Genomic DNA, 23,307 nt, shown 5'->3' with positions numbered 1-23,307 from the left:
CGAACAAGCGCCAGGCGAAGGTCAGCGGTCCTGGGAAAGGACGAGGAGTTCGGCGAAGGTGCCGCCGGCGTGGACGAGGTCGTCGTAGCGGCCCTGTTCGGTGATGCGGCCTTGTTCCATGACCACGACGTGGTCGGCGATCCTGGTGTTCTCCAGGCGGTGGGTGATGACGATGGTGATGCGGTCGGCGGCGATGGCCTTGATCTGCTCGAACATCTGGTGCTCGCCGCGCGGGTCCATCTGGGAGGTCGGCTCGTCCAGGATCAGCAGATCGGGCCGGCGGTAGAGGGCGCGGGAGCAGGCCAGGCGCTGCCACTGGCCGCCGGAGAGTTCCGCGCCGCCGAAGATCTCGCGGGCGAGGAGGGTGTCGAGGCCGGCGGGCAGGTCTTCGACGGCCTCGCGCATGCCGACGGCGTCGACGGCGTCCCACACGGGTCCGTCGTCGTGGGTGCGGGGCTGGCCGAGGGTCACGTTCTCGCGGACGCGCAGGGGCCATTGGGCGAAGATCTGGGGGACGAGGCCGGTGTGCTGCCAGATGGTGGCCGGGTCGGTGTCGGCGAGGTCGGTGCCGTTCCAGGTGACGCGGCCCTTGTCGGCGAGGTAGATGCCGGTGATGAGGCGGGTGAGGGTCGACTTGCCGGAGCCGTTGACGCCGACGATCGCCAGGATCTCGCCGCGACGCAGGCTGAGGGACACGCCGTTGACGGCCGGCGTGTCCTTGCTGGGGTACTGGTAGGAGACCTCCTCCAGGCGGATCTCCTCCGTGACGGGGCCGATCGCGCTGGTCCCGCGTCTGGGGGCGCGGGCCTCGGCGTCGTCGAGGAAGGCCTGCATGTCGGTCAGGTAGAGGCTGGTGTGGAAGAGGGCGGCGCCGTTGAGGATCACCTGGGAGAGGGCGGCGAGCGTGGTCTGCACGGCTACCACGGCCGTCGCGGCGAACGCGACGGCGATCCGTCCGGTGGCGGCGAGCCACGCCAGCGCACCCCACGTCGCGAGCAGGAAGGCGCCGGCGGTCAGGGAGGAGACGAGGGAGATCCACAGCGTGCGCGGGGCCGCGGCCAGGTTCCGCCGGTCGCAGCGGTCGGACAGGGAGCGGTACCAGAACAGCAGGTAGTCGGTCATCGAGTTGGCGCGGACCTCGTCGCCGTACTTCGGGTTCGTCGACCACCAGCGCATCATGCCGCGCACGTTGCGGTCGGCGATGTTCGCGTAGTGGATCTCGTAGTCCACTCGGGCGGTGAGCACCGCGCCGACGCCGGCCGGCAGCACGGCGAGCAGCAACAGCGGCAGCAGCAGCGGGTTGAGCACGCTGAGCGCCCCCGCGGCCGTGACCATCCTGACCAGCGCCGACAGGAACCGCTGCGCGTCGCTGACCATCACATGGGTGCGGACCACGCCTATCTCCGCGGCCTCCTGGCGGTCCGAGAAGCCGTCCTCGGCGTACGCCGACGCCTCGACACGGCAGACCGCCGCGACCAGAGCGGTGTCCGCCTCGGTGGTGAGCCGTGGAGTGATGCGACGCTCGGCGTACGTGGCCACGGCGCCCGCCACACGGGTCAGCGCGGCGGCGACGCCGACCACGACCAGCGCCGGCACCGCGCCGTACAACCGGTCGGCCACGCTCCCCACGCCGAGCAGCGGACGCATCGCGCCGGCCGTCGCCGCCAGCAGCACCGCGGCGGCGGCACCGGTGACCACCGGACAGGCCAGGAGAAGCACGACGGCCCGGCGGTCGATGCGCCACGACATGCCGATGATGCGGGCGAGCACCTTCGGGACCTGGCCGCCGAGCCTGCGGAAGGAGGCCTCGCCGAGGGGGTTCACGGAGTACTCCCCGATGTACCGGATCTCCGCCAGCGGCGGGGGAGAAACCGTATCGTTCTGCTGGACCCCACGTTTTTCTGGTGCGCTCAACTGCGGTCCTCCATCACTGGCGTGCTTGATTTCCGTGACGACACCGAGGTCAACGACGCGGATTCGATATCGAACACACGTGTTTGAGACGAGGCTGGAAGCCCGAGACTGAGCGCTCGGCGTCGTATGTAGGGCGCACGGACCCTTGTTCGGCCCGGGCGCCGAAGGATCCGTCCGTGGCCGACATGCCGAGCGTCGATGCACATGTGACGGGTGGGTTTTCGGGCACCCGCCCTGGGCTGCAGCGGGCGGTCAGTTAATCGGGCGAGAGTGAAGGAATGAGTCGGCTCTCACGAGGTCCTCCGGTGTGTCGACGGCCAGGCCGTCGTCGATGACCGGAAGCATCCGTACGCCGTGGCCGTGCTCCACGAAGCGCAGCATTTCTACGCCTTCGGTTCGCTCCAGCGGCCCTTGAGGCAGTTGTTGGAACAGGCTGAGGGCCGCTCCCGTGAAGCCGTAAAGCCCCAGCTGGCGTCGGTACCTCGGTCGGTCTCCTCGTGGGTACGGGATCGGCTGACGGGAGAACATCAGCGCGTTCTCTTCGGCGTCGACGACGACCTTCACGACGTTGTGGTCAAGGACAGCGCCGGCGTCGTCCAATACCGTGTAAGCGTTCACCGCGAGCGTTCCGGGCGCGAGGTGTTCCAGGGCTTCGGAGACTGCGTCGATCGCGGCAGGAGAGATGAAAGGCTCGTCGCCCTGGACGTTGATGTACGCGTCTGCCGGCAGGCGCGTCGCGCACTCCGCGACGCGGTCCGTACCGGTGAGGTGCTGCCCGGTGCGCAAGCACTCGATGCCCAGCTCGTGGCATGCCCTCTCGATGCGCTTGTCATCGGTGGCGACCACTACGCCGTCGAGGTGCTCGGCCTCCAGACAGCGCTGGTGGACGTGCCAGAGAAGCGGCTTGTCTCCGAGCCGTGCGAGGGGTTTTCCCGGAAACCGGGAGGCTGCCCAACGGCAAGGGATGACGGCCACATGATGGCGGCGTGCGGTATTCGGTGGTGCGGTCGTGGTGGCGGCCACGGCGTACTCCCGTCGGTGGGTGTCAGGAATGGGTGGGGCGGGGGAGGAGGGCCAGGTCGGCCCGGGCGGTCGGCGGGGCGGAGCCGTCGAACGAGCACAACCCGTGGCTCCTCGGCTCTTCGGCCCGCAGCTCGGCGGCCAGAGCCCTCATCTGGGCGTGCATGCCGTTGTGAAGGTCGACCTGCGGCTGCCAGCCCAGGACCTCCTGGGCGCGGCTGCGGTTGGCACGGGTGGTGAGGACGTCGCCGCTGCGCGGGTGCTCCTGGTGAACCTGGACCTCGCGCCCGGTGAGGCTGCGCGCGATGTTGATCACTTCGAGCAGGGAGGCGCCCGAACCACCACCCACGTTGATCACGCCTTGCGCCGTCGGGACGGTGGCCGCGGCGATGGTGGCGGAGACCGCGTCATCGATATACGTGAAGTCCCGGCGCTGGTGACCGTCGCCGTACAGACGGAGTGGTTGACCGGTCAGGGCCGCTGTGAGAGCACGGTGTGTGAACATGTCCGGCCGCTGGCGCGGGCCGTAGACGGTGAAATACCGCAGGGCGACGACGCTGGTCGGGCAGTGGGCCTGTGTGGAGTGCGCGAGGCAGAGCTGCTCCTCGGCGAGCTTGGTGACCGCGTACGGGGACGTCGGCTGGGGCCTGTCGGTCTCCACGCTCGCGCCGCCGTCCGTGGCGCCGTAGACGCTGGAGGACGAAGCCACCACGAGCCGGGGCACGCGCATGCGGGCGACGGCGTTCAGGGCGCGATGGGTTGCGAGGACGTTCGAGGCGACGTAGTCGCTGAACTTCGGCCCCCAGGAAGGGCGTACCCCGGGGATGCCGGCCAGGTGGAAGACGGCGTTCGCCTCGACGAGAAGCGGCTCAATCGCACAGTCGAGGAGGTCGGCGGTGACGTGCATGTATCCCGGGAGGCCCTGCAGAGCGACGAGGTTGGCCGCGGCCGTGGGGTCGGTGGCCGGGTCGCGCCGGTCGACGCCGATGACGATGGTGCCGGCCTGGACGAGGGCGTGCGCGAGGTGGGAGCCGATGAATCCGGCGGCACCGGTGACGACAGCCCGACGCGGGACGGTGGTGGTCAGGTGGGTGGGCGAGTTCTGCGACATGGGGATCTCCGGGAGGTGGCGAAGGGAGACGTTCAGGAGAGGCGGGCCAGCACGGTGCGGCCGTGGGTGCTGAGGGCGGCGTCGTCCTGCTCGTGTCCACGCACCAGTGCGGTGACGGCCTCGATCGCGCCGAAGGACTCCAGCAGCCGCTGTTCGGTGTCCCTCAACGGCTGTCCGTATCCGGCGAAGAAGGCCGTGCGGAGGTTGGGCGCTGTGTGCCAGCGGCGGAACTCGAGCCGGGCGAAGTCGCGGATGCGGGCGTCGCGGCGCATGTGCTCGAAGTCGCACAGCCCGAAGGCGTCCCCGAGGAGCCAGTTCCGCGGCTGGTAGTCGAGGTGGCACACCGCGCTGTCCATAGGCGCGTTCGCCAGGACATCGGCGCTCTGACTCAGGCGGTCGTGTTGGTCCTGGGAGATGAGACCGACCACGTCCGCACGGGCGATCCAACCGCGCAGCCGCTGGGCGAGTTCCGTGCCGACCGCTCCGCTGGACGGCGCCGAGGTGGCGTGGTGCAACTTCTCCAGCACACGCCCGGCCTCGTAATGGAGCTGCTCCTCCTCGGACGATCCCGGTGTGAGCGTGTCCGCCCGAACGCCGGGAACGGCGGTGAGCAGTAGCGTGCACGTCGCGTCCTGCTGACCCACGACGCGGGGGATATGGCCGATCAGGTGGGCTCCCCAGGCGAGGTAGGCCTGGAGCTCACGGACGTACCGGTCGCGTTCGCTGTGCTGCTTGGCGAAGAACTCGTTGCCGTCGGCGTCGACCAGGCGCAGGACTCGGGCCGGGAGCGTCGGGTCGTGCACGATTCGAACCGCTCCGAGCGCGCCCCGGGCCAGGCTCAGACGCGGGTCGTCGAACAGCGTGATCACGAGGCGGCCTCCTGCGCTAAGGCGGCAAGGTGCTCGGTGTCGTTGTGGCGGTCGAGCATCCACCGTCCCTGTCCGAGTCGGTTGAGGTGGTGCTGCCAGCGGGTGATGGAGCCGTGGGAGACCGTGAATCCGGCCGAAGAGCCGGGCGGGATCCCCAGGAGCTGGGTGTGCGCGGCGATCACGGTCTCGCCGTGCGCGGCGAAGAGGACGCGTTCGCCTTCGTGCTGGTCGATAAGTTCCTGCAGGAAGCGGCCGGCCCGCTCCAGGTATCCGTTCCAGGTGTCGGATCCGGCAGCCCAGGGCTGGTCGGGATGGGCGTGCGGGCCGCCGTCGGCGGCGGCCTTCACCTCGGTCCAGGGTCGGCCGTCGGCGGCGCCGTGGACGGGACCGTCGAGACGGTCGTCGGTGCGCATCGGGAGCCGGAGGGCCTGGCTGATGATCTCGGCGGTCTGGCGCAGGCGGATGCGCGGGCCGGCGTACAGTGCGTCGAAGGGCTTGTCACGATGTTCGGCGGCGAGCCGACGGGCGACCCGTTCGACCTGGTCGTATCCGCGGTTGGTCAGCCCGGTGCAAGTGCGTGGGCCGCCGACCAGGCCGTCGACGTTGCACTGGGCCTCGCCGTGGCGGATGAAGACGAGTTCGGTGGTGATCATGCGGAACCTCGGGAGCAGGATTGGGGCCGCCAGCTGCACCGGTAACCGTTGCGCCCGGCATACGGGGCGGTGAGGACGGCGTGCAGGGCCAGGAAGTCGTCGAGCCGCTCGCGATCCGTGGTGCCCAGCCGGCGATCGTGCCGTTCGGCCGCCTCGTTGTAGGCGCGCAGGGCGGAGTCGATGGTTGGGGTCGGCAGCGGACCGTACGTCAGGACCAGCGTCGCGATCAGCTTCGCCAGGTCGTACGCCATCGGTGCGAGCGTCAGGTCGTCGGTGTCGACGGTGTAGATGTCGCCGACCTCGGTGATGATGAAGTTCCGGGGGTTGCTGTCCTTGTAGAAGGCGGTCGGTCCCTCGGCGGTCTTCTCCAGCAGCGTCAGCATCGCGTGGAGGGCGACCCGGTCCGGCAGGTACCCCTGTTCCAGTCTTCTTCGGAGGGCGGTCTGCCGGGGGCCGATGTAGTCGCCGAAGGCGATGCCGTCCCGGAATCGGTGGGGCGTGTTGAGAGACGCCGGCCGGAGGTCGGTGGTCCAGGCGGCGCCGTGGGCGTCGCCCAGCAGCCGGGCCAGGGTCAGAAGGTCCTCGGGCCGGGCCGGGCGGCCGTCGATCCACTCGTACGTCAGACTCGTCGGTCCGACCACGGTCAGCGCCGGCAGACGCAGCGGCCGTGCGTGTTCGGTGAGCCAGGCGTGGTGACGGGCGGCCGAAGCCACCTGGGCAGCGGTCTCGTACCGTTTGGTGAAATGGCGGAGCCTCACAGCCTGCCTCCCTGCGAGAGGGCCACGACGAAGGTGACGAGGGACGTGGTGGTGAGCGGACCGTCCGGAAGTGCCTGGTGCAGGCTTGCGGCTAGCGCGCTCGGATTGCCGTACAGACGGGGGGCGAGGTCGTACTTCGGGTTGGTGGCCAGGTACTCCGCCACGTGGTTGTGGCCGTCGAAGGTGAAGCTGTGCTCTTCGTGCTCCACGGCGAGTACGTCGAGCGACGCGGTGGCCAGGTCGGCGAGATTGCCGCTGTGTGCCGAGATGTACAGGCTCTCGTGCTGCTCGGCTCGCGGGTCGAGGCCGGCGGCAGCGACCAGCTGGTCCATCTCCCGGTAGCTGTCGAGCCGCTTCGTGACGAGCACGGCCAGGCCGCCGGGAGCGAGCGCCCGACCGATCTCCGCGACTACGGTCTGCGGACTCGGCGAGTGGTAGAGGCAGAACGCGGCGACGACGACATCGCACGACCCGGCGGGCACGGGGAGACGGTGGAAGTCGCCCTGCAGGAAGCTCACCGGGAGGCCGGGCAGCCGCCGGGCGCGCTGGCGGGCCTGTTCGACCAGCGCGGGGGCGGCGTCGAGGCCGACGACGCGCCGGGGCCGGAGTTCCTGGGCGAGGGCTAGGCTGCTCGTGCCGCGACCGCAGCCGAGATCCAGAGCCAGGCCGAGACGGTCGGGTCGCTCGTGATGGGCACGCACCAGCCCGACGATCGTCTCCGGTACGGGGCGCCCGGAGGTCTTCGCGCGCAGCAAGGCGTTGGAGCGGCCGGCCAGCCGAGCGACGTGCCCGTACAGCTCCACCTGGCGCGCCGGGTCCAGGAAAGGGTTGGTGCCGCTCATGCCGCGCCCTCCCCTCGGGGGCGCGGGAGGCTCAGCGGTGCTCGGCGGCGACCTTCTGCAGCCAGCGGCGCGTCTGCCGCCGACTGGACAGCAGCACCACCTCGGCACGACCCGAGGCGAATTCCTCGATCTTGGCCATGACCCGCGGGCGCATCTTGCGGCGGTACGTCGCCACGTACTTGACCACGCCCCAGTGGATGCGGTTGTGCACCCCGTTGCCCTTGTGACCGGCCCCGTGCCGGATCTGGCGGGAGAAGATCCCGTACAGCGCAGCCACGGTCGAGACGTCCATCAGGACCACGGTGTCGCAGGCTTCGAGTCGGGTCTGCAGGGTCGAGTTGTAGTTCCCGTCGATCACCCACCTCGGCTGTGCGACCAGCTTTTGCTGTAGGTCGGCGAACTTCTCCATGGGCAGCTCGTTCCACTCGTCGTCGTAGAACGCGGCGTCCAGGTGCGTCACCGGGGCGTCGAGGATCCTGCCCAGCTCGCGCGCCAGGTACGACTTGCCGCTGCCTCCGCAGCCGACGATGGCGACCTTCTTCATGGTGCTCCAGCCTAGAGGGGTTCGGGTGGCCGGTCGGACCGGTCGCCCGGGCACGTTCGGATGTTCCAGACGCGGTGGCCTGGCTGCTCAGCTGCATCAGGCCGCCCCGCGTTCCATCGCGACGGGGCTGGCCGACTTGTCCAGGACGGCCTCCAGCGCGTCCACCTGTCGGCTCAGCCGGAACAGGTCGAGGCGGTCCAGACAGGACGCGATCAAGTCCGCGTGCTGCTGGGTGCTGGAGATCCGCTGGAGATGGGTCAGCCGCTCGATCGCCTCATCACCAGAGCTGACGATCAGCTCCTTGGGCACGAAGCGGTCGGCATGCACGATGTCGGCAGGGGCGAGGGGGAGGCAGCCGGCGAGCACGGCTTCGAAGATCCGCTGCGTCATCTGCCCGGCGGCCGCGTACGTCTCGGGGATCATGAGGATGGTCGCCAGTGACCTGCCGTACAGGCCATGGACCGCCTCGAAGGGGAGCCTGCCGAGGAACCGGACGTGCGGCCAGCGGCCGGTCTTGGTCCACTTGCCTCCGACCAGATGGTCGAAGTGCTCGGCGGCCGGTGCGAAGAAGCGTTCGAAGTGCTCGTCGCGGTCGTACTGGTTGCCGACGTACCCGAGCACGAGGTCCCGGGGCCTCGTGGCGAGCGCGACCGGATCCGCCCCGGCAAGCAGGCGGTCGTCGACGGGGAAGAGCAGGCGGTGCGCCCCGGTCGTCGGTTCGAGAGCTGCCTCGCAGACAGTGACCTGGGGAACGCGCCGCCACACGCTTTCCGCCCGGAGTTTGCGGTCCTTGTCCCAGATCACGGTCGGCGTCTTCCGGCGTACGGTGTAGCGGGTGATCAGTTCGGCCTGGCGGTGGAGGTCGCACGTGTGGCCTTCGGTACCGCATGGGGTGGTGTTGCGTCCCTCGATCGCCCAGCGCCACTCCAGGAACAGGGCGTCGATGTCCGGGCTGCCGCTGTGGAAGGTGTAGGCGTTGCCCAGGTCGTCGCCGGCCTCGATCAGGTCGCGGTTGGCCTGGAGGAAGACGATCTCGTGGCCGCGATCGAGGAGGGCATCGATCAGGGGGCGGCGGTGGCTGCGGCCCCCGTCCGGCGTGTCTGTGATCCCGTTGCCGAGGAAGCCCCAGAAGCTGTATCCGATCTTCACTTGGTGATCCACCGCCCTTCCAGCAGGAGGGCATCCAGGCCCGAGTTGGCCAGGCAGTCGAGCGCCATCGCGGGTGTTCCGCAGATCGGCTTGCCCTTGACGTTGAGCGAGGTGTTGATCAGCACCGGCACGCCCGTGCGCCGGGCGAAGGCGCTGAGGACCTCGTGCATGAACGGGTTCTGCGCGCGAGTGACGGTCTGGAGCCGGGAGGTGCCGTTGGCGTGCACGATGGCCGGCACCAGGTCGCGCGCCTTGTCGGTCACGCCGGAGGCCATCGACATGTAGGGCGCCTCCTGGTCGAGAGTGAAGAACTCCGCAGCGCGCTCGGCGAGCACCATGGGGGCGAAGGGACGGAACGGTTCCCGGAACTTCACGGTGGCGTTCAGTCGCTCGATGACGCCCGGCTCCCGAGGGGAGGCGAGGATCGAGCGGTTGCCGAGGGCGCGGGGGCCGGCCTCGACGCGCCCCTGGAAGAGCCCGACGATCAGACCGTTGGCGAGCTGCTCGGCGAGGAACTCGGCGGCCTCGGTGCCCAGCGCCTTCTCCTGGAGGCCCGGCCACGGCGTGAGGTCGAGAGACGTTCCCTGGTAGGACGGGCCGAGGTAGCAGGCCCGGGTGATGCCGGAGACGGGCTGTCGGGCATGGCGGTCGTGGTGTACGGCGATGGCGGCGCCGATCGCGGTGCCGGCGTCGCCGGGGGCGGGCGGCACGAAGACCTCGTCGAACACGCCGGCCTCGATGATGCGGCCGATGCTCACGCAGTTCGTGGCGACGCCGCCTCCGACGCACAGGCGTCGGGAGCCGGTGACGGCCCGCGCTCGGCGAGCGAGATGCAGCATCACCTGCTCGGTGCGTTCCTGGAGGGCGGTGGCCAGGTCCCGGTGTACGTCGCGCAGCGGCTCGCTCGGGTGGCGTTCGGGGCACGTCGCGTCGATGAGCCGCCGGGCTGTCCTCGGGTAGCCCGAAGTCAGCACCCGCGGGGGAAAGTAGAGCGGGTCGACGGCGAAGCCGGTGGGGGTGAGGCGGATGGCTCGGGCGAAGAGCTCCCGGAATCGCCCGGGGTCGCCGAGCGCGGCGAGCGCCATTACGGTGCCCTCTTCGTCACCGCGACGCCATCCCAGGTGCTCGGTCACCGCGCCGTACACGTACCCGAGTGAGGCGGGATCGTTGATCGCCTCCAGGGTGCGGGTGCGTGGCCGGAGTGCGTCGTGCCCTTGGGCGATGGTCGTCGTCTGCCGCTCGCCGAGGCTGTCGACGACGAGCACGGCGGACTCGTTCCACCCGGAGGCGGCGAAGGCCGCCAGCTGGTGAGCGCGGTGATGCAGTACGGGGGAGACGCGTGCGGCGGGGAATCGCCGGCCGAGGTCGCGGACACGGAGCTGGGTGCGCATCGCCACCTTGGCGAAGCCACGGGCTCGCGGTACCGCCCGGTCACGTGTGGTCGGTGACAGTGCCAGCCACAGTGCCGCAGGGGATTCGAGCAGGTAGCGGGCGGGCTGGAAATTGTAGGCCACGGCGTCGACGTCGGTGGCGGACAGCCCGGCCTCGCTGAGCAGCCACTCGACGGCGTGGTGTGGGTAGTCCTTGGTGTGCTTTATCTGGGACAGTCGCTCCTCCTCGACGAAGCCGACGAGCTGCCCGTCGACGAGCAGCGCGGCGGCGGAGTCGTGGGTGTACGAGCACAGGCCGAGGATGACCGAGGGCGTCTGGTCCACGGCCGCCGTCACCGTGCACCGGCCGAGGCATGCACGGACGAGGTCCTGGTATGACGGTTCAGCTCGTCGTACCAGGCGGTCATGGCCTGGCCGAGCGGCCCGTCGATCTTGCCGGCCAGGTCAGTCGCCTGATCCCGCCGGCCACCCTTTCTGAGCTGGTAGCTGCGCAGGGTCTCGGACATGCTGTCCCAGCCGGCGTGCCCGGTCACGTCCCCTGTTTTGACCTGGTGGAGGAGGGCGTCGAATCCCTCCCACTGTGTGGTGAGGTCCGGCATGTCGACGCTCGCGACGATCGAGGTCAACTCCTCCGCCTGGGCGAGATGGTTCTCGTAGATGTGCAGGGAGCCGACGTGGTGGTGGAAGTCGCCCAGCTCGGCGCCGATCCAGCCGGCCACCAGCTCGTGCAGGACCGTGTAGAAGAACAGGTCGTACGGCATGCCGATCCACACGTCCTGGCCGCGCATCGTCGTCGACATGTGCAGGCGACCGTCGCGCAGGTAGAAGCGGAAGCCGAGTGTGCAGGGCACGTCCTTGTGGCCGGCGGCGTCCCGGGCCGGGTCGTAGAGCTGGATCAGGGCCCGGCGGGAGTCCGGGTCCTGCTTGAGGATGTCCACCACGCGGGCCAGCTGGTCCACCGAGCCGCCCCACTTCCGCATCCGCGGGCCGTAGGCGCCGCGCAGGACTCCGTCGTCGGCGTACTGCCGGAGCTTCGCGTTGTAGTCGAAGATCCACGGTTCGTCCGAGCCGGAGAGGATCCAGACGGTCTCGGCCACCGCGAACGCGGGGTTCAGGATCCTGCTCGGCGGCGCGTACAGCAGGCGGGCCCGCGGCCGGGTCAGCCGCATGTGGACGTCGAGGACCTCACGAGTCGCCATGCCGCGCGGGCTGACGCTCTCGCCGGACTTGGCCAGGGTGACGGCACCGACGAAGAGCTCGGCGATGCTGTCGGCGGTCAGGGATGTCATCGGGCGGGAACTCCTTCGTTTCGGACGTGGTTGAGTCGATTTCCGGACGAACGACGGACGATGAGTTGCGTGACCAGGGCGGCGCTGTCGCCGCTCCAGCGGCACACCGCGTCCGCCGACGTGGGGTCGGCAGCCGTAAGCGGATCGAGGGGTGCGGAGAGCGCGTCGGCGACGTCCCCGGCGGTGCTGCAGCGTCGCGCGAGGCCGAGAGCAGCAAGCCCGAGCGTGCGTTCGTCGGCGTTTCCGATCTCCAGCACCGGCACGCCCAACAGGGCGGCCTCGATGCCGCACGTCGAGTAGGCGCTCGCCACGACGTCGGCGCCGGCGAGGCAATCTCGTGCCCCTACCTGCGGATCGGCGACGGCCACGAGCGGCCTTCCGTCCCGCTGCAGGAGCGAGGCGAAGACGTCCGGGCTCTGCGCCGGATGCGGGGCGATGACCAGTCCCCATTCGCCCTCGGCCTCCCACATCCCGTCCAGGAGGAGGTCGGCGTGGGCCTTGAGCCGGTCGGGACCGAAGGGCTGGCAGGCCCAGACCATGATCCGGTCGGGGCCCCGCCCGGATCCGGGTACCAGCAGCTTCTCCAGGTACTGCCTCTGGGCCTCCCGGTCGAGGCCGGCGAGGATGTCGAAGCGGGGCTGCCCCAGCACGTGGACCTCGGCGTCCGGGTGCCGCGCCCACGCCTTGGCAAGCGGGGCATCGCGATCGCCCATGACGACGATGTCACGGCTGTGCAACGCGGGCCACGCGACCGACTCGGCAGTCCAGGCCCCGTGCTGCACAAGGACCGTGTTCATGCCGTTGAGATCGGCCAGGTGGACGGCGAGCGCGCCGACGGGGCTGGTGTCGTTGCTGACGAGCAGCGTGTGCGGGCGAGACGCCTCCAGGACACCGCTCAGCCAGGTCTCCAGACGGACCACGGAGCGCCACGACGGCTGGGTGCATCCCCCGCTCGTCTCCAGCAGGACGGCCAGGAGACGGACCAGACGCGAGAGCCGGATGACGTGTTCCTTCACCCGGACGACGTGCTCGTCGTCCCACAGCTGCAGGCACTCCACGGCTCCGGACAGGGCGAAGAGGCCAGGGGGAGGCGTAAAGAGCCTGATGCCCTCGACGGCTGGGGTGTCGCAGCGTTGCGCCAGGTCCGTGGCGAAATCGACGAGAAGACTCGTCCGGCCACCACCTGCCAGGTCTTCGAGCACCGGCAGCAGAGTGGCCGCATGCCGGGACGACCACGAGAGCGCGACCACGCCGGCGCGTGGGAGCGCCGACGGCGGAGGGCTCGGCACCCGGATGTCGACCCGCGCCGGCTGCAGGTTGCTCAGCTGTACCGTACGGAAAGGGTTGTACAACGCGGTTGCCCCGAGCAGATACGCGATGCCGGACCACGTGACGGTGTAGGCGCGGTACTCACGGGAACTGGTCTCGCGAAGCCCGACGAGTCCCTCGTGCGGAGCGATCTTCAGCGGGCCGGGCGCCTCTCTGAACGGCTCCCAGGCGCTGAGGGCCATCAGCTTGCGCACGACGTGGGCCACCAGGCGACGGACCGGTACATGCTGCACGTACAGCCACCCGGCCCCGCCCGGCGTCGACCTGAGATCGGCCCCGTACCACTGGAGTGTGTCCATGACACGCTCGACCAGGGCTTCATGCTCCTGCGTGTCTACGGGCAGAGTCTCCAGCTCGCTTGCGGTGATCCGGTCGGATGCCAGAGTCGCGAACGAGCCTTCACCGACCAGTACCCACGCGGGCTGTCCGTCGACGTCGGCCCGCGCCAGACCGTGGACATGGCGAGAGGGAGTGGTCACAACAGACTCCCTTCGAGGACGGGGCCCTGGGAAAGGAGCCTCAGCAGGTCCTCCGGGGACTCGGCGACCACAGGGGAGGGGGAACCCGGGCAGCCGTACCCCCAGCCGGCGTGGACGTACGGAACTCCGGCGCGGCGGGCGGCTTCCTGGTCGACCGCCATGTCGCCCACGTACACGGCGTCGGCGGGGTCGACACCCAGGTCAGTCAGCGCGAGGAGGACCGGATCCGGTGCGGGCTTTCCGCGCCCACCGCCGTTCGGCGTGCGCACCGTGGAGAACGGGCAGCCGAGGTTGGTCAGGAGCGGGGCCGCCCGCTCCAAGGGCTTGGACGTGACGATGCCGAGAAGCCAGCCAGCGGCCACGAAGGCGTGCAGAACCTCCGTGGCACCATCGAACTCACGGGCGAGGTGGGAGGCTGCGATCGACGCCTCGTCGTACGTACGGTGAAACTGCTCGAAGTCGGTGAATCCGAGCCGCTCCATGATGGCGGCGAACGGCCGTCCGAGGTGGCGCTCGTACTCCTCAAACGGTACGTCGAGACCGTGCTCGTTCAGGACGTGCTGCCATGCGCGCTCCATGACCGGGCGGGTGTCGAGGAGTACGCCGTCGAGGTCGAGGAGCAGCGCCTTCGGAGGTAACGGCGAGGGCGGGAGCAGGGTGGACATGAGGTGTCTCCGGTGAAGGGGTCAAGGGGTGAGGGAGGTCTCGGGGCGTTTCACGAAGGCGATGACCCGCTTGCCGCTTCCGTCCTGTTTGGGGCATGCGGTCCAGGCGTCGGCCACGGCGGACACCAGGAGCAGGCCACGTCCACCTGTCGCGTAGGGGGAGGCGGTCCGCGGGACGGGGGGCTCCGGGGAGTTGTCCTCCACCTCGATCCCCACGACGCCGGCCTGGAGGGCGAGCGTCAGAGTGATTTCGTCGCGGCGCGGATCCCGCTTGTCTTGCTCGCCGCCGTGGTGCACGGCACGTCGGCCGTGGCGCTCGGCGTTCGTCGCGAGCTCGCTCACGATGAGCACGACGTGGTCCAGCAGGTCCTCCGCGCCCCAGGCGGTCAGAACGTCGCGGGTGAAGCAGCGTGCCGTGCCTGGGGCGGTGTCGTCGGCGGTGAGCGTCAGTCTCTTCTGGTGCTGCGGGGCGTCAAGGATGGCGCCCAGACCGTCGATGCGGCGGCTGTCCAGCAGGAGGAGTTCCCGTTCGAGGCTCATGGCGCGGTGCTCCCCGAAGCCGGCGTCGAGGTCGATTCGTCTGCTGCGGCCGGCCGGGCCCCTCGTACGAGCAGGATCTCGGTGCCGGCTTCGTTCAGCCGCTGTCGGCGGTCAGCTGCTATGGCCCTGGGGCCCAGGTGGGACGGGGCGGGGAAGACAACGCCGTACGGGCGAGTGGCCGCGACGGCGTCGAGCATGCCCACGAACGCGCCCGACGTCGCCGCGCACCGCTCCATGTACACACCGCCCAGCGTCAGTTCGTGGCGGCGGCAGTAGTCGGTGATGGTCTTGGCGAGAGCCTGCTGTCGGCTCGCGGACACCCCGACGAGCCGCAGAAATCCGAAGACGATCGGGCCCGTGACGTTCCGCTGTTCCGTAAGGGGCTCCATGGTCGTAACCACCCATCGGATCGGGGGGAGGGGGACACTCCGAGCCTGGTCGCCACCCCGCGATCGGGGAATCCACGTCTGTCCCACTTCTGTCCCACAACCGCCCCCCGGCGCGGTCGTCACGTGCTTCGATGGCATCGGAAGGGAGTGGCACGTGGCGACCGTTCACGAATGGACCGGCCTGGAGGCGCTTGCCCTGCGCAAGGCACTCCGGCTGAGCGTGCGCCGCTACTCCGAGCACCTGGGCATCGCGGTCAACACCATCAGCAACTGGGAGAAGTACCGAGAGAAGCGGCGGCCCAACACCGAGAGCCAGGCCATCCTCGACACAGCGCTGGCTCGGTCAGACGCCGCAACCCATCTGAGATTCGAGACGGAGCTCGCGAAGCTCTCCGAGGGAGAAGGGGGACGACTCGCCGGCGAAACGGTGCGCGTCACCATCCCGCGACCTCGGGCGTGGGAGTACGAGTCCTGGACGGACGACCTTGAACGTGCGGTCGTCGCGCTGTCCCACCAGAACTTCGCGTTCGCCGACGACCTGCTTCGGCGCTGGTCGTCCAGCTACCAGCCCTCGGAGCTGGACGAGCGAGGCACCTACCTCCTCGCCCGCTCCGTCGCCCTGCAAGGCGACCTCAAGCGGGACCAAGGGGCAGTCGTGGGCCCGTTCTCCGCCCAACGGTGCTACGCCAACGCTCGCTCTTTTTATATCGAGTTGGAGATTCCCCGGCGTGTGGCGCAGCTCGACCTTTCTCTCGCGGTCGTCACCGAGATGTCCGGAGCGCTGGAGACCGCGGCCCGACAGTACGAGGACCTCGCGATCGACGACCGGTTATCCCCGCGGGACCGTGCCCGCGCGCGACTCTGGGTAGGCACAGCGCTCAGCAAGGACGGCAACCACGACTACGCGGTTCGGGTGATGGAGGAAGCCATCCGCGAGTTCGAGGGCCTTGCCGAGCAGGATGATTGGTCCGTCGCGCAGCAGAAGCTCGCCCTGGCCCACCGCGGAACCGGAGATCTCGACGCGGCCCTGCGCCTCATCGACGTGGCTCGCAGCACAGGCATCACCGACGCGCCGATGCAGCGGGTGCGGCTGGACACCGCGTACGGGCACATCCTCCTGTCCGACCGCGCGACCCTGGATGATGGGTTACGCGTCCTCGACGACGCCGCCAAGCGGGCGGCCCAGTACGGCCTCACCCACCAGCTCCGCAGCATCACGGACATTCGGAGGACGGCCGATGGGCCAGCCAGCCCTTCACCACGTTGACCAGGGAGACGAGCGAGTGACCGACAACCAGCCGGCCATCAACGACGAGCAGATCGGCAATGCCAAGCTGGTCTGGGACTATCACCAGATGGGTCACGAGCTGCGCCCCGTCGATGTCGCCATCGGCCTCGGCAGCCACGACCTCGGCGTCGCAGCCTTCTCCGCTGAGTTGTACCGCGCTGGCCTGTTCCCCACCCTTGTGTTCACCGGCGGCAACAGCCCCACCACCGCGAAGGTCTTCCCCCGCGGCGAAGCCGTCCACTTCCGCGAGCACGCACTCACCCTCGGCGTGCCGGACAGCGCCATCCTGGTGGAACCGAACGCCGGCAACACGGGCCAGAACATCGAGCTGTCCCGAAAGCTCCTCGCCGCCGCCGGCCTCACCCCAAAGTCGGTGCTCCTGGTCTCCAAGCCGTACATGGAACGGCGCTCCTTCGCCACAACCCGCAAGCTGTGGCCCGAGGCCGAAGTGCTGTGCGCCTCTGAGCCGATGGAGTTCGACGACTATCTGAAGAGCATCGGCGACGAGAAGCTCGTCATCGACATGCTCGTCGGCGACCTCCAACGCATCATCGAGTATCCGAAGCAGGGCTTCGCGATCGAGCAGGACGTCCCGGAGAGCGTGCATGTCGCGTACGAAGACCTCATCAGCGCCGGCTTCACCAGCAGGCTCATCGGCGCGTGAAGCAGCACCGGGGGGATTGGTGGCGATCCACCAGCCCAACCTCTTCCCCCGGCTGAGCACCCTCGCGAAGATATTCGCGGCGGACTGCTGGATCGTCCTCGACGACGTCCAGTTTGCCCGCCGCGACTTCCAGCACCGCGCCCGGCTGGCCGCCCTGTCCGGCTCGGCGCGGCGCCAGTGGCTCTCGCTCCCCACTCATCTGCCCAATGGGCAGTCGACCCTGATCAGAGACGCGGTTCTTGCGGACCACGAAGGGTCCCGCCGACGCGTCGCGTCCATGCTGCCCCAGTACTACGGGGCAAGCCCCGACTGGCCTCTGCTGCGCCCTGAACTGGATTCCGTGCTTGCTCGGTTTCGTGAGCGCGCCGGCACCGCTGATGTGGCTGAGGAATCGACGAGGGTCTTGCTACACCTCTTGGGCTGGGAGGGGCACGTCTTGCGGAGCAGCTTGTTCCCTACGCGAGGCGGACGCTCTGAACGGCTTGCAGATCTAGCTGCGCACGTTGGAGCACGCGGCTACCTGTGCGGGACTGGCGGAATGCGGTACCTGGAAGACAAGCCGTTTGCCGAGCACGGTGTGAGTGTCGTGCCATTTCGCTCGCCGTTGGTAGGGGTCTGGGAAGACGCGCGGGACATAAGCGCCGTGGCTCCGCTCATGATGCACGGGATTTCGCCCGTTGCGGACCAAATACGAGACGTGGCAGCCAGGCATCGGGCAATGATCACTTCCACCTAGGCGCTGCCCCTCGGTAGAGCTGGGCCTTCCGCTGCGGCCGGGCTCCTACAACTGGCCCCGGTCCTGCGTGCCTGCGTCAGCGGCTACTTGGGCATCCGGCCGCTCCTTGATGCAGGGCTATGGAAGCTGTCGCGGCCGCCAGCACAAGTGGGTCCACCCGCCCCTAGTTTGCTCACGGCAGACAGGGAATACCCGGCCAGGACTGGAAGAGATTGAAGTCGCATGTCAACCTACAACACCCCTGATCAAGAAGGGTGCTGATCTCTGATGTTCGCCCCCCTGATGGACCCCGCTCCGCTTGAGGAGTACTTCTGCTCATCCCACACTCCGGTCTCTCCGTTCTGCAGCCGCTCGTCCTCTCCTTCAATCTCGTGTGAGGCCTTTGGCCTCTGCCTGCCGGCGTCGCCCCGTCGTTGAGGTGTGTCTCTGACGGGCCATCGCCATGGGTAACCGCTCGCGTGGTCACCCTCTTGCCTGTCGTTTCCCGAAGGTCCTAGGTGACGGCGGCCGTGCGCCTTGCGTCAGTGACCGGCTGAAGAGCTTGCTGACCGTTGTTCTGCTGGGGGAAATATAGCTGACGATCCCCGGTTTTCGAAACCGGGAAAGGAGATGGAGCATTGCTCTCCGAGTCGGCTTCTCGAGCCGAATCTACGTTGAATCGGCTAAGGAGGAAGATCATGGAGGTGCGATTCATGGATGCGCGCGAGACGGCTGCGTTCTTGAATATGTCCCTTGCCTGGGTGTATCGAGATTCGGCGAGGTGCGGCTTGCGGGGATATAAGTTCGGTTCAGGTAGAAACTCGAAGTTGCAATTCGATGTGAACGAGGTCAAGCGATGGGTTGAACAGAGGAGGGTTTCGTGACCTGCTTCATCTCCTGGAGTCCATGCGAGATTGGGGTAACTGCTTGAGCAGGGCGCTAGCGCGCGGGATGGGGGCCTTCTTCAAAGAATGCACCCACTCCGAGTCTGGGTGGCCAAAGTGCCCGCACCCATACAAGGTTCGGTATCGAAATGTCGCGGGGAAGCAGGTGGAAGAGTCTGGCTTCCCGACTCAGAAGAGTGCCATCGGCCGGCTCACTGAAATCTATAACGCAAAGAACTCTCGCCGTGTAGGTCAGGGCAAGCTCGAAAGAATCCAGAAGTACGGCAACATGAGATTCGAAGAATATGTTGCGGAGTGGAAAGAAGGGCAGCGTCATCTGGCTCCTTCCTCTCTGCGGCATCTGGATTCCCTGCTGCAGCACCACCTACTTCCTGCGCTTGCGAGCCGACGCATGAATTCCTTCGACTACAAGGTAGTGGAGGGGTTCGTTCGATCCATGGAGCGCAACGGAGTGGGGCTGGCCACTCAATCGAACGCGTTTGACAAGCTGAAAATGGTACTGCTTGACGCGCATCGCCTAGGTCTGTACGAGGACAGCCCTCTTGAGGGAGTGAAGCCACCTCAGTATGACCCGAGCCGTTCTGTCATTCCCTCTCCTGCTGAGCTCCGTGAGATTCGCTCTGCCGGTGACGATGTGTTCAGACTCGTGGCAGACATGATGAGCGGATGTGGGTTGCGGAATGGAGAGGCCTTGGCGGTAAACGTGAAGAACATCGTTGCTGACGATGTTTATCGAGTGCGGGAGCAGGTGAACCAGACAACTGGAGACTATGCGCCCCTCAAGCACCGCAAGAAGGGGCAGTATCGGGATGTTCCACTTCCTGCTAGGACCAAGGCGACCGTCGAGGAATTCGTGGAGAAGCACGGGGTTGTAGATGGATATCTACTCAGGAATCCGAAGGATCCGTCGAGGGCCTTCTCTCTGCACGTCTTGCAGAATCGGTGGCGGAGAATAAAGGTCGACAAAAAGGTGAAGATCCCGGAAGGGATGACTCTATACGGATTCCGGCACTTCTTCGCCTCTAACTGCCTGTCCCAGGGAATACCCATCACTGACGTGGCTGAGTGGATGGGTCACAAGAGTATCGAGGTCACTTTCAAGACCTACAGGCATCTGATGCCTGGGTCCATTGGAACCGCAGCCAAGATCTTGGATACAGGGCTGGCGGCGTAGTTGGGCACCGCGCCAGCTTTTGGTGATCGGCGCCGCATACGTGGGGTCCCACGTTGTGCGAGGGACTCGTGCGGCTGCTGCGTCAGCGTCTGGGAGCAGCCGACGGGAGATGCTGGACGGCTCCCCGTCGATGAGTACTCAGCAAGCCTGCTCGATACTGCCGTTCGGCCCAGCCTCGAGGGCTCCTCTGCCCAGGGCTGCTGCGTACGCAGGTTGCGAGATGAGTGATGCGTCGAGCAGGCCGATTACAGCTCCGCGCGGTACTGCTCCAGGCGGTCGGCCAGTTCCTTCAGATGGCCGAGCATGGGGCAGTGATCGCCGGGCATCTCGTCCGGTCGGGAACCAAGGTGCTCGGCGACCATCGTCCGCATGAACTCGGGCGGGAAGAAGCGGTCGTCGGACGACAACAGGAACCTGGTCGGCACGTTGGGCCATGCATCGAGCGGCCACGGCTTCCCGAACGGGGTCGGCGCCTGGTTCCGCTGATGCTCGGCCACGAACTCGGCGGCCAGGTCGGCCGGCGAGTCATGCAGCACCAGGGAGGGGTGTCTTCTTCCGTGCCGTCCGCGACACCTCTCCGGCGGTCGACCTCCTCGCGTGCCGGGCCGTAACCAGTGCTGTCCCACCACTTGCCCGGTGGCTCGCCCGGCGTCGGGACCTGGGCCTGGAGCATCACGAGCAGGTCCGCCGCCACCCGATCGCACACCAGCGGCCCGGTGAAGCCATCGGGTCGGGCACCTCGATCGAGGCCCTGTACCACGTGCGAGACGTGACCTACGGCGAGGACACCTCGCGGATGCGTACCGGCACCGCGCCCCGTGCCATGGCCACGACGCGCAACCTGGCCATCGACCTCATACGCCAAGACGGCCCGTCCAACATCGCCGCCGCAGCCGATCATTACCGGTCACGCCTCGACCGCGCCGCAGCCACACTCGATCTTGCCGCCTGAGAACGCATCAGCCCTGCTCCTCTATCGACCCGTTGCCGACATTGACGACATCGACGTCCTCGGGACCCATGAGGTCTTAGCGTCGGACGAGCGCAGTGTCGGATGAGCCTGGGTTCGCCGTCGCAGGCCTTTGCCGGCCGTCGGGCGCCGGTGGATGAAGCCGACTGACTTCCGCCCTGTGAGTCGCCGAAGCGACCAGCAGAGGGAACGGTGCTGACCTTTTGCTGACCCCGGGCGTGCCGACGTGGCTTTCACCTGCAGAGATGCCGTGATGAGGTGTGTTGTGGTGGAACTTCGTGGGACGCACCGACGAGGAGATCCGCCGGGCCCGCGAGGAATGGGCGACCGGCGACCGCTTCGGCGAGGTGAAGGGCTACGACGGCGACCGCCTGGACGCCCCGCCGGTCCCGGCCGCCCACCTGAAGGCCCGCGGCCGGGTGCGCTGACCTCCGGCGGGCCCCCGTGCGCCTGCCCCGCGGTCCGCGAGCCGAACCGTGGGCCCGCCCGCATACTGAGGAGGACGGCAGCCCGTCCCGGGGGTGTGGGCCTACGGGAATCATGGTGGCGATGGAACAGGTGCCCTTCGACGACGCGACCACCGCCGCCGCCCGCGACGCGGGCGGGTGGCTCGGGGACCTGACGGTCGCCGTGGTGGCCACCGGCGCGGACGGGGCGATCGTCCGCTGGGACCACGCGGCGGAGGAACTGCTCGGCTACACCCCGCACGACGTGCTCGGACGGCACATCGCCGATCTGCTCCACCCGGGTGCCGACCGCGGGCTCGGCCGCTCGCTCTGGGAGGGCGCCGCCACCGGCCACGGCGTCACCGGAACGGTCACGGCCTGGCACAAGGAGGGACGCCCGCTCGATCTGGAGATCTGGGCCGCCCCGGTGCCCGCCCGGCACCGCGGCGGCACGACCGTGCTGGTGTTCGCCGCGGAGGCGGAGGCCGCCCGCCGGATCCGCGGCTCGTCGGTCGTGTGGGACGGACTGTTCGCCCGCTCCCCGGTCGGCATCGCGGTCCTCGACACCCAGCTGCGCTTCCTCCGCGTCAACCCGGCCCTGGAGGCCATGAACGGCCTGCCGCAGGCCGCCCACATCGGACGCCGCCTCGTCGAGATCCTGCCCGACGTCAACGCCCCCGACATGGAGCGCTCGATGCGCCGCGCCCTCGACGAGGGCCGGCCCGTCGTCGACTCCCGCCGCACCGGCCGCACCCCGGCCGACCCGGACCACGACCACGTGTGGTCGGGCTCGTACGTCCGCCTGGAGGACGCCGACGGACGCCCCATCGGGCTGGCCGCCACCCTCATCGACATCACCGCCCAGCAGCGGGCGCAGCTGGAGGCCGAGGCGGGCCGCCGCCACCTCGCCCTGGTGAACGAGGCCACGCTGAAGATCGGCACCAGCCTGGACCTGGAGCGCACCGCGCAGGAGCTCGCCGACGTGGCGGTGCCCGACCTCGCGGACGTCGTCACCGTCGACGTCCTGGAGTCCCTGGCCGCCGACGGCGAACCCGGCGCGGGCCTCGTCGGCGGCGCCACGCTGCGCCGGCTGGCCAAGGCCCCGCTGACGGGATCACCGGTCGCGGCCGCCCTCGCCCCGCTGGGCCGCACGCTCGACTTCCCGGCGGCCGCGCCGTACGCCCGGGCCCTCGGCGACCGCCGCGCCTACGTCGTCGGCGAGTTCGACGAGAGGGCCGTCGAACCGGCGGCCGGCCACTCCAGCACCCCGGCGGAGCTCCTGCGCCTGGGCGTCCACTCGTTCATGATGACCCCGCTGCTCGCCCGCGGCGTGGTGCTGGGCCTGGCCACCTTCTACCGGACCCGCCCGGTCGGCCCCTTCACCAAGGACGAGGTCGACCTCGCCGGCGAACTGGCCGCCCGCGCGGCGGTCTGCGTGGACAACGCGCGCCTCTACAGCCGCGAGCACGACACGGCCACCGTGCTGCAGCGCAGCATGCTCCCGCAGCACATCACCCCGCCGCCGGGGATCGAGGTCGCCCACCGCTACCTGCCCGCCAGCGACGTGAACGAGGTCGGCGGCGACTGGTACGACGTCGTCGACCTGACGGACGGCAGGGCCGTCCTCGTCATCGGGGACGTGATGGGGCACGGCACCGCGGCCGCCGCGGTGATGGGACGGCTCTCCGCCACCGTGCGGGCCCTCGCCCGCCTCGACCTCGCCGCCGACGAGATGTTCCACCAGCTGGAGGCCGCCCTGCGCGACCTCGCCGAACCGATGATCGCGACCTTCCTCTCCGTGGTCGTCGACCCGGCCACCGGCCGCTGCGGCATCACCCGCGCTGGCCACCCGCCGCCCGCCGCCGTCCTCCCCGACGGCACCGTGCGCCTGCTCGACGTCCCGCCGGGCCTGCCCCTGGGCGTCGGCGGGGTCGACTACACGACCACCGAGGTCGTGCTGCCCCTCGGCAGCGTCCTCGTCCTCTACACCGACGGCCTCGTCGAGTCCCGGAGCAGCGACATCGACGCCCGCCTCACCGAACTGACCGATCTGCTCGCCGCACCCGTGCCGTCCCTGCCCGCCCTCTGCGACCGGCTGCTCACCCACCTGGTGCCGGCCTCCGCGGACGACGACATCGCGCTGCTCGCCGCCCGCGTCGGCACCGCGACCTGAGCCGCACCGGTCCGCGAGACCCACGCCGCC

General features: G+C 68.9%; 22 protein-coding genes and 1 pseudogene. 7 read left to right on the top strand and 16 right to left on the bottom strand.

Translation table 11 applies throughout. From position 1 onward, the window contains the following. Positions 1-21: 21 nt before the first annotated feature. From ACY0MR_RS05045 to ACY0MR_RS04975, 15 genes are all read right to left on the bottom strand, one after another. Positions 22-1,749: an ATP-binding cassette domain-containing protein gene (locus tag ACY0MR_RS05045; RefSeq protein ID WP_473561700.1), complete on the bottom strand. Its 1,728-nt coding sequence runs from the start codon at positions 1,747-1,749 to the stop codon at positions 22-24. A gap of 417 nt (positions 1,750-2,166) precedes the next feature. Continuing rightward, complete coding sequence (locus tag ACY0MR_RS05040; protein WP_473559370.1) at positions 2,167-2,937, bottom strand: 3-deoxy-manno-octulosonate cytidylyltransferase; 771 nt, start codon at positions 2,935-2,937, stop codon at positions 2,167-2,169. A gap of 22 nt (positions 2,938-2,959) precedes the next feature. After that, complete coding sequence (locus ACY0MR_RS05035; protein ID WP_473559368.1) at positions 2,960-4,045, bottom strand: NAD-dependent epimerase/dehydratase family protein; 1,086 nt, start codon at positions 4,043-4,045, stop codon at positions 2,960-2,962. Between the two features lie 32 nt (positions 4,046-4,077). Next, positions 4,078-4,914 carry a phosphotransferase gene (locus ACY0MR_RS05030; RefSeq protein WP_473559366.1) on the bottom strand — a complete coding sequence of 279 codons (837 nt, stop codon included), beginning with the start codon at positions 4,912-4,914 and terminating at the stop codon, positions 4,078-4,080. Continuing rightward, positions 4,911-5,567 (bottom strand): histidine phosphatase family protein, encoded by a 657-nt coding sequence (locus tag ACY0MR_RS05025; RefSeq protein WP_473559364.1) that lies wholly within the window; start codon positions 5,565-5,567, stop codon positions 4,911-4,913. Before ACY0MR_RS05025 ends, ACY0MR_RS05030 begins: the two co-directional genes overlap by 4 nt. Next, a complete protein-coding gene (locus tag ACY0MR_RS05020; protein WP_473559362.1) occupies positions 5,564-6,325 on the bottom strand; it encodes a phosphotransferase in 762 nt (253 codons plus the stop codon). The genes ACY0MR_RS05025 and ACY0MR_RS05020 overlap by 4 nt, the downstream gene beginning before the upstream one ends. Continuing rightward, positions 6,322-7,167, bottom strand: coding sequence for a class I SAM-dependent methyltransferase (locus ACY0MR_RS05015; RefSeq protein ID WP_473559360.1), 846 nt, complete (start codon positions 7,165-7,167; stop codon positions 6,322-6,324). The genes ACY0MR_RS05020 and ACY0MR_RS05015 overlap by 4 nt, the downstream gene beginning before the upstream one ends. A 31-nt stretch (positions 7,168-7,198) precedes the next feature. After that, on the bottom strand, positions 7,199-7,711 hold the full coding sequence (locus ACY0MR_RS05010; protein ID WP_473559359.1) for a P-loop NTPase family protein: 513 nt from the start codon (positions 7,709-7,711) through the stop codon (positions 7,199-7,201). Positions 7,712-7,807: 96 nt separating this feature from the next. Further along, positions 7,808-8,860, bottom strand: coding sequence for a glycosyltransferase family protein (locus tag ACY0MR_RS05005; RefSeq protein WP_473559358.1), 1,053 nt, complete (start codon positions 8,858-8,860; stop codon positions 7,808-7,810). Further along, on the bottom strand, positions 8,857-10,575 hold the full coding sequence (locus ACY0MR_RS05000) for a carbamoyltransferase family protein (RefSeq protein ID WP_473559356.1): 1,719 nt from the start codon (positions 10,573-10,575) through the stop codon (positions 8,857-8,859). The genes ACY0MR_RS05005 and ACY0MR_RS05000 overlap by 4 nt, the downstream gene beginning before the upstream one ends. Before the next feature lie 8 nt (positions 10,576-10,583). After that, positions 10,584-11,540: a thymidylate synthase gene (locus ACY0MR_RS04995; protein ID WP_473559354.1), complete on the bottom strand. Its 957-nt coding sequence runs from the start codon at positions 11,538-11,540 to the stop codon at positions 10,584-10,586. Beyond that, positions 11,537-13,348, bottom strand: a complete 1,812-nt coding sequence (locus ACY0MR_RS04990) for a hypothetical protein (RefSeq protein ID WP_473559352.1) — start codon at positions 13,346-13,348, stop codon at positions 11,537-11,539. Before ACY0MR_RS04990 ends, ACY0MR_RS04995 begins: the two co-directional genes overlap by 4 nt. Beyond that, positions 13,345-14,013: an HAD family hydrolase gene (locus ACY0MR_RS04985; protein WP_473559350.1), complete on the bottom strand. Its 669-nt coding sequence runs from the start codon at positions 14,011-14,013 to the stop codon at positions 13,345-13,347. The genes ACY0MR_RS04990 and ACY0MR_RS04985 overlap by 4 nt, the downstream gene beginning before the upstream one ends. A gap of 21 nt (positions 14,014-14,034) precedes the next feature. Continuing rightward, positions 14,035-14,553, bottom strand: a complete 519-nt coding sequence (locus ACY0MR_RS04980) for an ATP-binding protein (protein ID WP_473559348.1) — start codon at positions 14,551-14,553, stop codon at positions 14,035-14,037. Continuing rightward, positions 14,550-14,942, bottom strand: a complete 393-nt coding sequence (locus ACY0MR_RS04975; RefSeq protein ID WP_473559346.1) for a hypothetical protein — start codon at positions 14,940-14,942, stop codon at positions 14,550-14,552. The genes ACY0MR_RS04980 and ACY0MR_RS04975 overlap by 4 nt, the downstream gene beginning before the upstream one ends. Positions 14,943-15,096: 154 nt before the next feature. Between ACY0MR_RS04975 and ACY0MR_RS04970 the strand changes: the two genes are divergently transcribed. From ACY0MR_RS04970 to ACY0MR_RS04955, 4 genes are all read left to right on the top strand, one after another. Beyond that, entirely contained in the window at positions 15,097-16,209 is a 1,113-nt protein-coding gene (locus ACY0MR_RS04970) for a helix-turn-helix domain-containing protein (RefSeq protein ID WP_473559344.1), read from the top strand. 16 nt (positions 16,210-16,225) lie between these two features. Beyond that, positions 16,226-16,894: a YdcF family protein gene (locus ACY0MR_RS04965; RefSeq protein ID WP_473559342.1), complete on the top strand. Its 669-nt coding sequence runs from the start codon at positions 16,226-16,228 to the stop codon at positions 16,892-16,894. Next, on the top strand, positions 16,836-17,630 hold the full coding sequence (locus tag ACY0MR_RS04960; protein ID WP_473559340.1) for a WbqC family protein: 795 nt from the start codon (positions 16,836-16,838) through the stop codon (positions 17,628-17,630). The genes ACY0MR_RS04965 and ACY0MR_RS04960 overlap by 59 nt, the downstream gene beginning before the upstream one ends. A gap of 1,275 nt (positions 17,631-18,905) precedes the next feature. Beyond that, complete coding sequence (locus tag ACY0MR_RS04955) at positions 18,906-19,688, top strand: tyrosine-type recombinase/integrase (protein WP_473559338.1); 783 nt, start codon at positions 18,906-18,908, stop codon at positions 19,686-19,688. Between the two features lie 245 nt (positions 19,689-19,933). Here the strand turns inward: ACY0MR_RS04955 and ACY0MR_RS04950 are convergent, their stop codons facing one another. Continuing rightward, on the bottom strand, positions 19,934-20,224 hold the full coding sequence (locus tag ACY0MR_RS04950; RefSeq protein WP_473559336.1) for an alpha/beta fold hydrolase: 291 nt from the start codon (positions 20,222-20,224) through the stop codon (positions 19,934-19,936). Between the two features lie 233 nt (positions 20,225-20,457). Between ACY0MR_RS04950 and ACY0MR_RS04945 the strand changes: the two genes are divergently transcribed. From ACY0MR_RS04945 to ACY0MR_RS04935, 3 genes and pseudogenes are all read left to right on the top strand, one after another. Continuing rightward, positions 20,458-20,640: a hypothetical protein gene (locus ACY0MR_RS04945; protein WP_473559334.1), complete on the top strand. Its 183-nt coding sequence runs from the start codon at positions 20,458-20,460 to the stop codon at positions 20,638-20,640. Between the two features lie 278 nt (positions 20,641-20,918). Then, positions 20,919-21,086: pseudogene (locus ACY0MR_RS04940) on the top strand (pirin family protein); the annotation flags it as partial. Positions 21,087-21,207: 121 nt separating this feature from the next. Then, entirely contained in the window at positions 21,208-23,277 is a 2,070-nt protein-coding gene (locus ACY0MR_RS04935; RefSeq protein WP_388795129.1) for a SpoIIE family protein phosphatase, read from the top strand. Positions 23,278-23,307: the final 30 nt, after the last annotated feature.

Source organism: Streptomyces sp. JN8 (assembly GCF_055808075.1).
This window is presented reverse-complemented; position numbering and strand designations above follow the sequence as displayed.

What these genes read in the sequence shown, in the direction of transcription:
- ACY0MR_RS05045 (WP_473561700.1), bottom strand. Translation starts at nt 1,749, where the DNA reads ATGTCGTGGCGCATCGACCGCCGGGCCGTCGTGCTTCTCCTGGCCTGT.
- ACY0MR_RS05035 (WP_473559368.1), bottom strand. Translation starts at nt 4,045, where the DNA reads ATGTCGCAGAACTCGCCCACCCACCTGACCACCACCGTCCCGCGTCGG.
- ACY0MR_RS05025 (WP_473559364.1), bottom strand. Translation starts at nt 5,567, where the DNA reads ATGATCACCACCGAACTCGTCTTCATCCGCCACGGCGAGGCCCAGTGC.
- ACY0MR_RS05015 (WP_473559360.1), bottom strand. Translation starts at nt 7,167, where the DNA reads ATGAGCGGCACCAACCCTTTCCTGGACCCGGCGCGCCAGGTGGAGCTG.
- ACY0MR_RS05010 (WP_473559359.1), bottom strand. Translation starts at nt 7,711, where the DNA reads ATGAAGAAGGTCGCCATCGTCGGCTGCGGAGGCAGCGGCAAGTCGTAC.
- ACY0MR_RS04995 (WP_473559354.1), bottom strand. Translation starts at nt 11,540, where the DNA reads ATGACATCCCTGACCGCCGACAGCATCGCCGAGCTCTTCGTCGGTGCC.
- ACY0MR_RS04985 (WP_473559350.1), bottom strand. Translation starts at nt 14,013, where the DNA reads ATGTCCACCCTGCTCCCGCCCTCGCCGTTACCTCCGAAGGCGCTGCTC.
- ACY0MR_RS04980 (WP_473559348.1), bottom strand. Translation starts at nt 14,553, where the DNA reads ATGAGCCTCGAACGGGAACTCCTCCTGCTGGACAGCCGCCGCATCGAC.
- ACY0MR_RS04975 (WP_473559346.1), bottom strand. Translation starts at nt 14,942, where the DNA reads ATGGAGCCCCTTACGGAACAGCGGAACGTCACGGGCCCGATCGTCTTC.
- ACY0MR_RS04960 (WP_473559340.1), top strand. Translation starts at nt 16,836, where the DNA reads ATGTCGCGTACGAAGACCTCATCAGCGCCGGCTTCACCAGCAGGCTCA.
- ACY0MR_RS04955 (WP_473559338.1), top strand. Translation starts at nt 18,906, where the DNA reads ATGAATTCCTTCGACTACAAGGTAGTGGAGGGGTTCGTTCGATCCATG.
- ACY0MR_RS04935 (WP_388795129.1), top strand. Translation starts at nt 21,208, where the DNA reads ATGGAACAGGTGCCCTTCGACGACGCGACCACCGCCGCCGCCCGCGAC.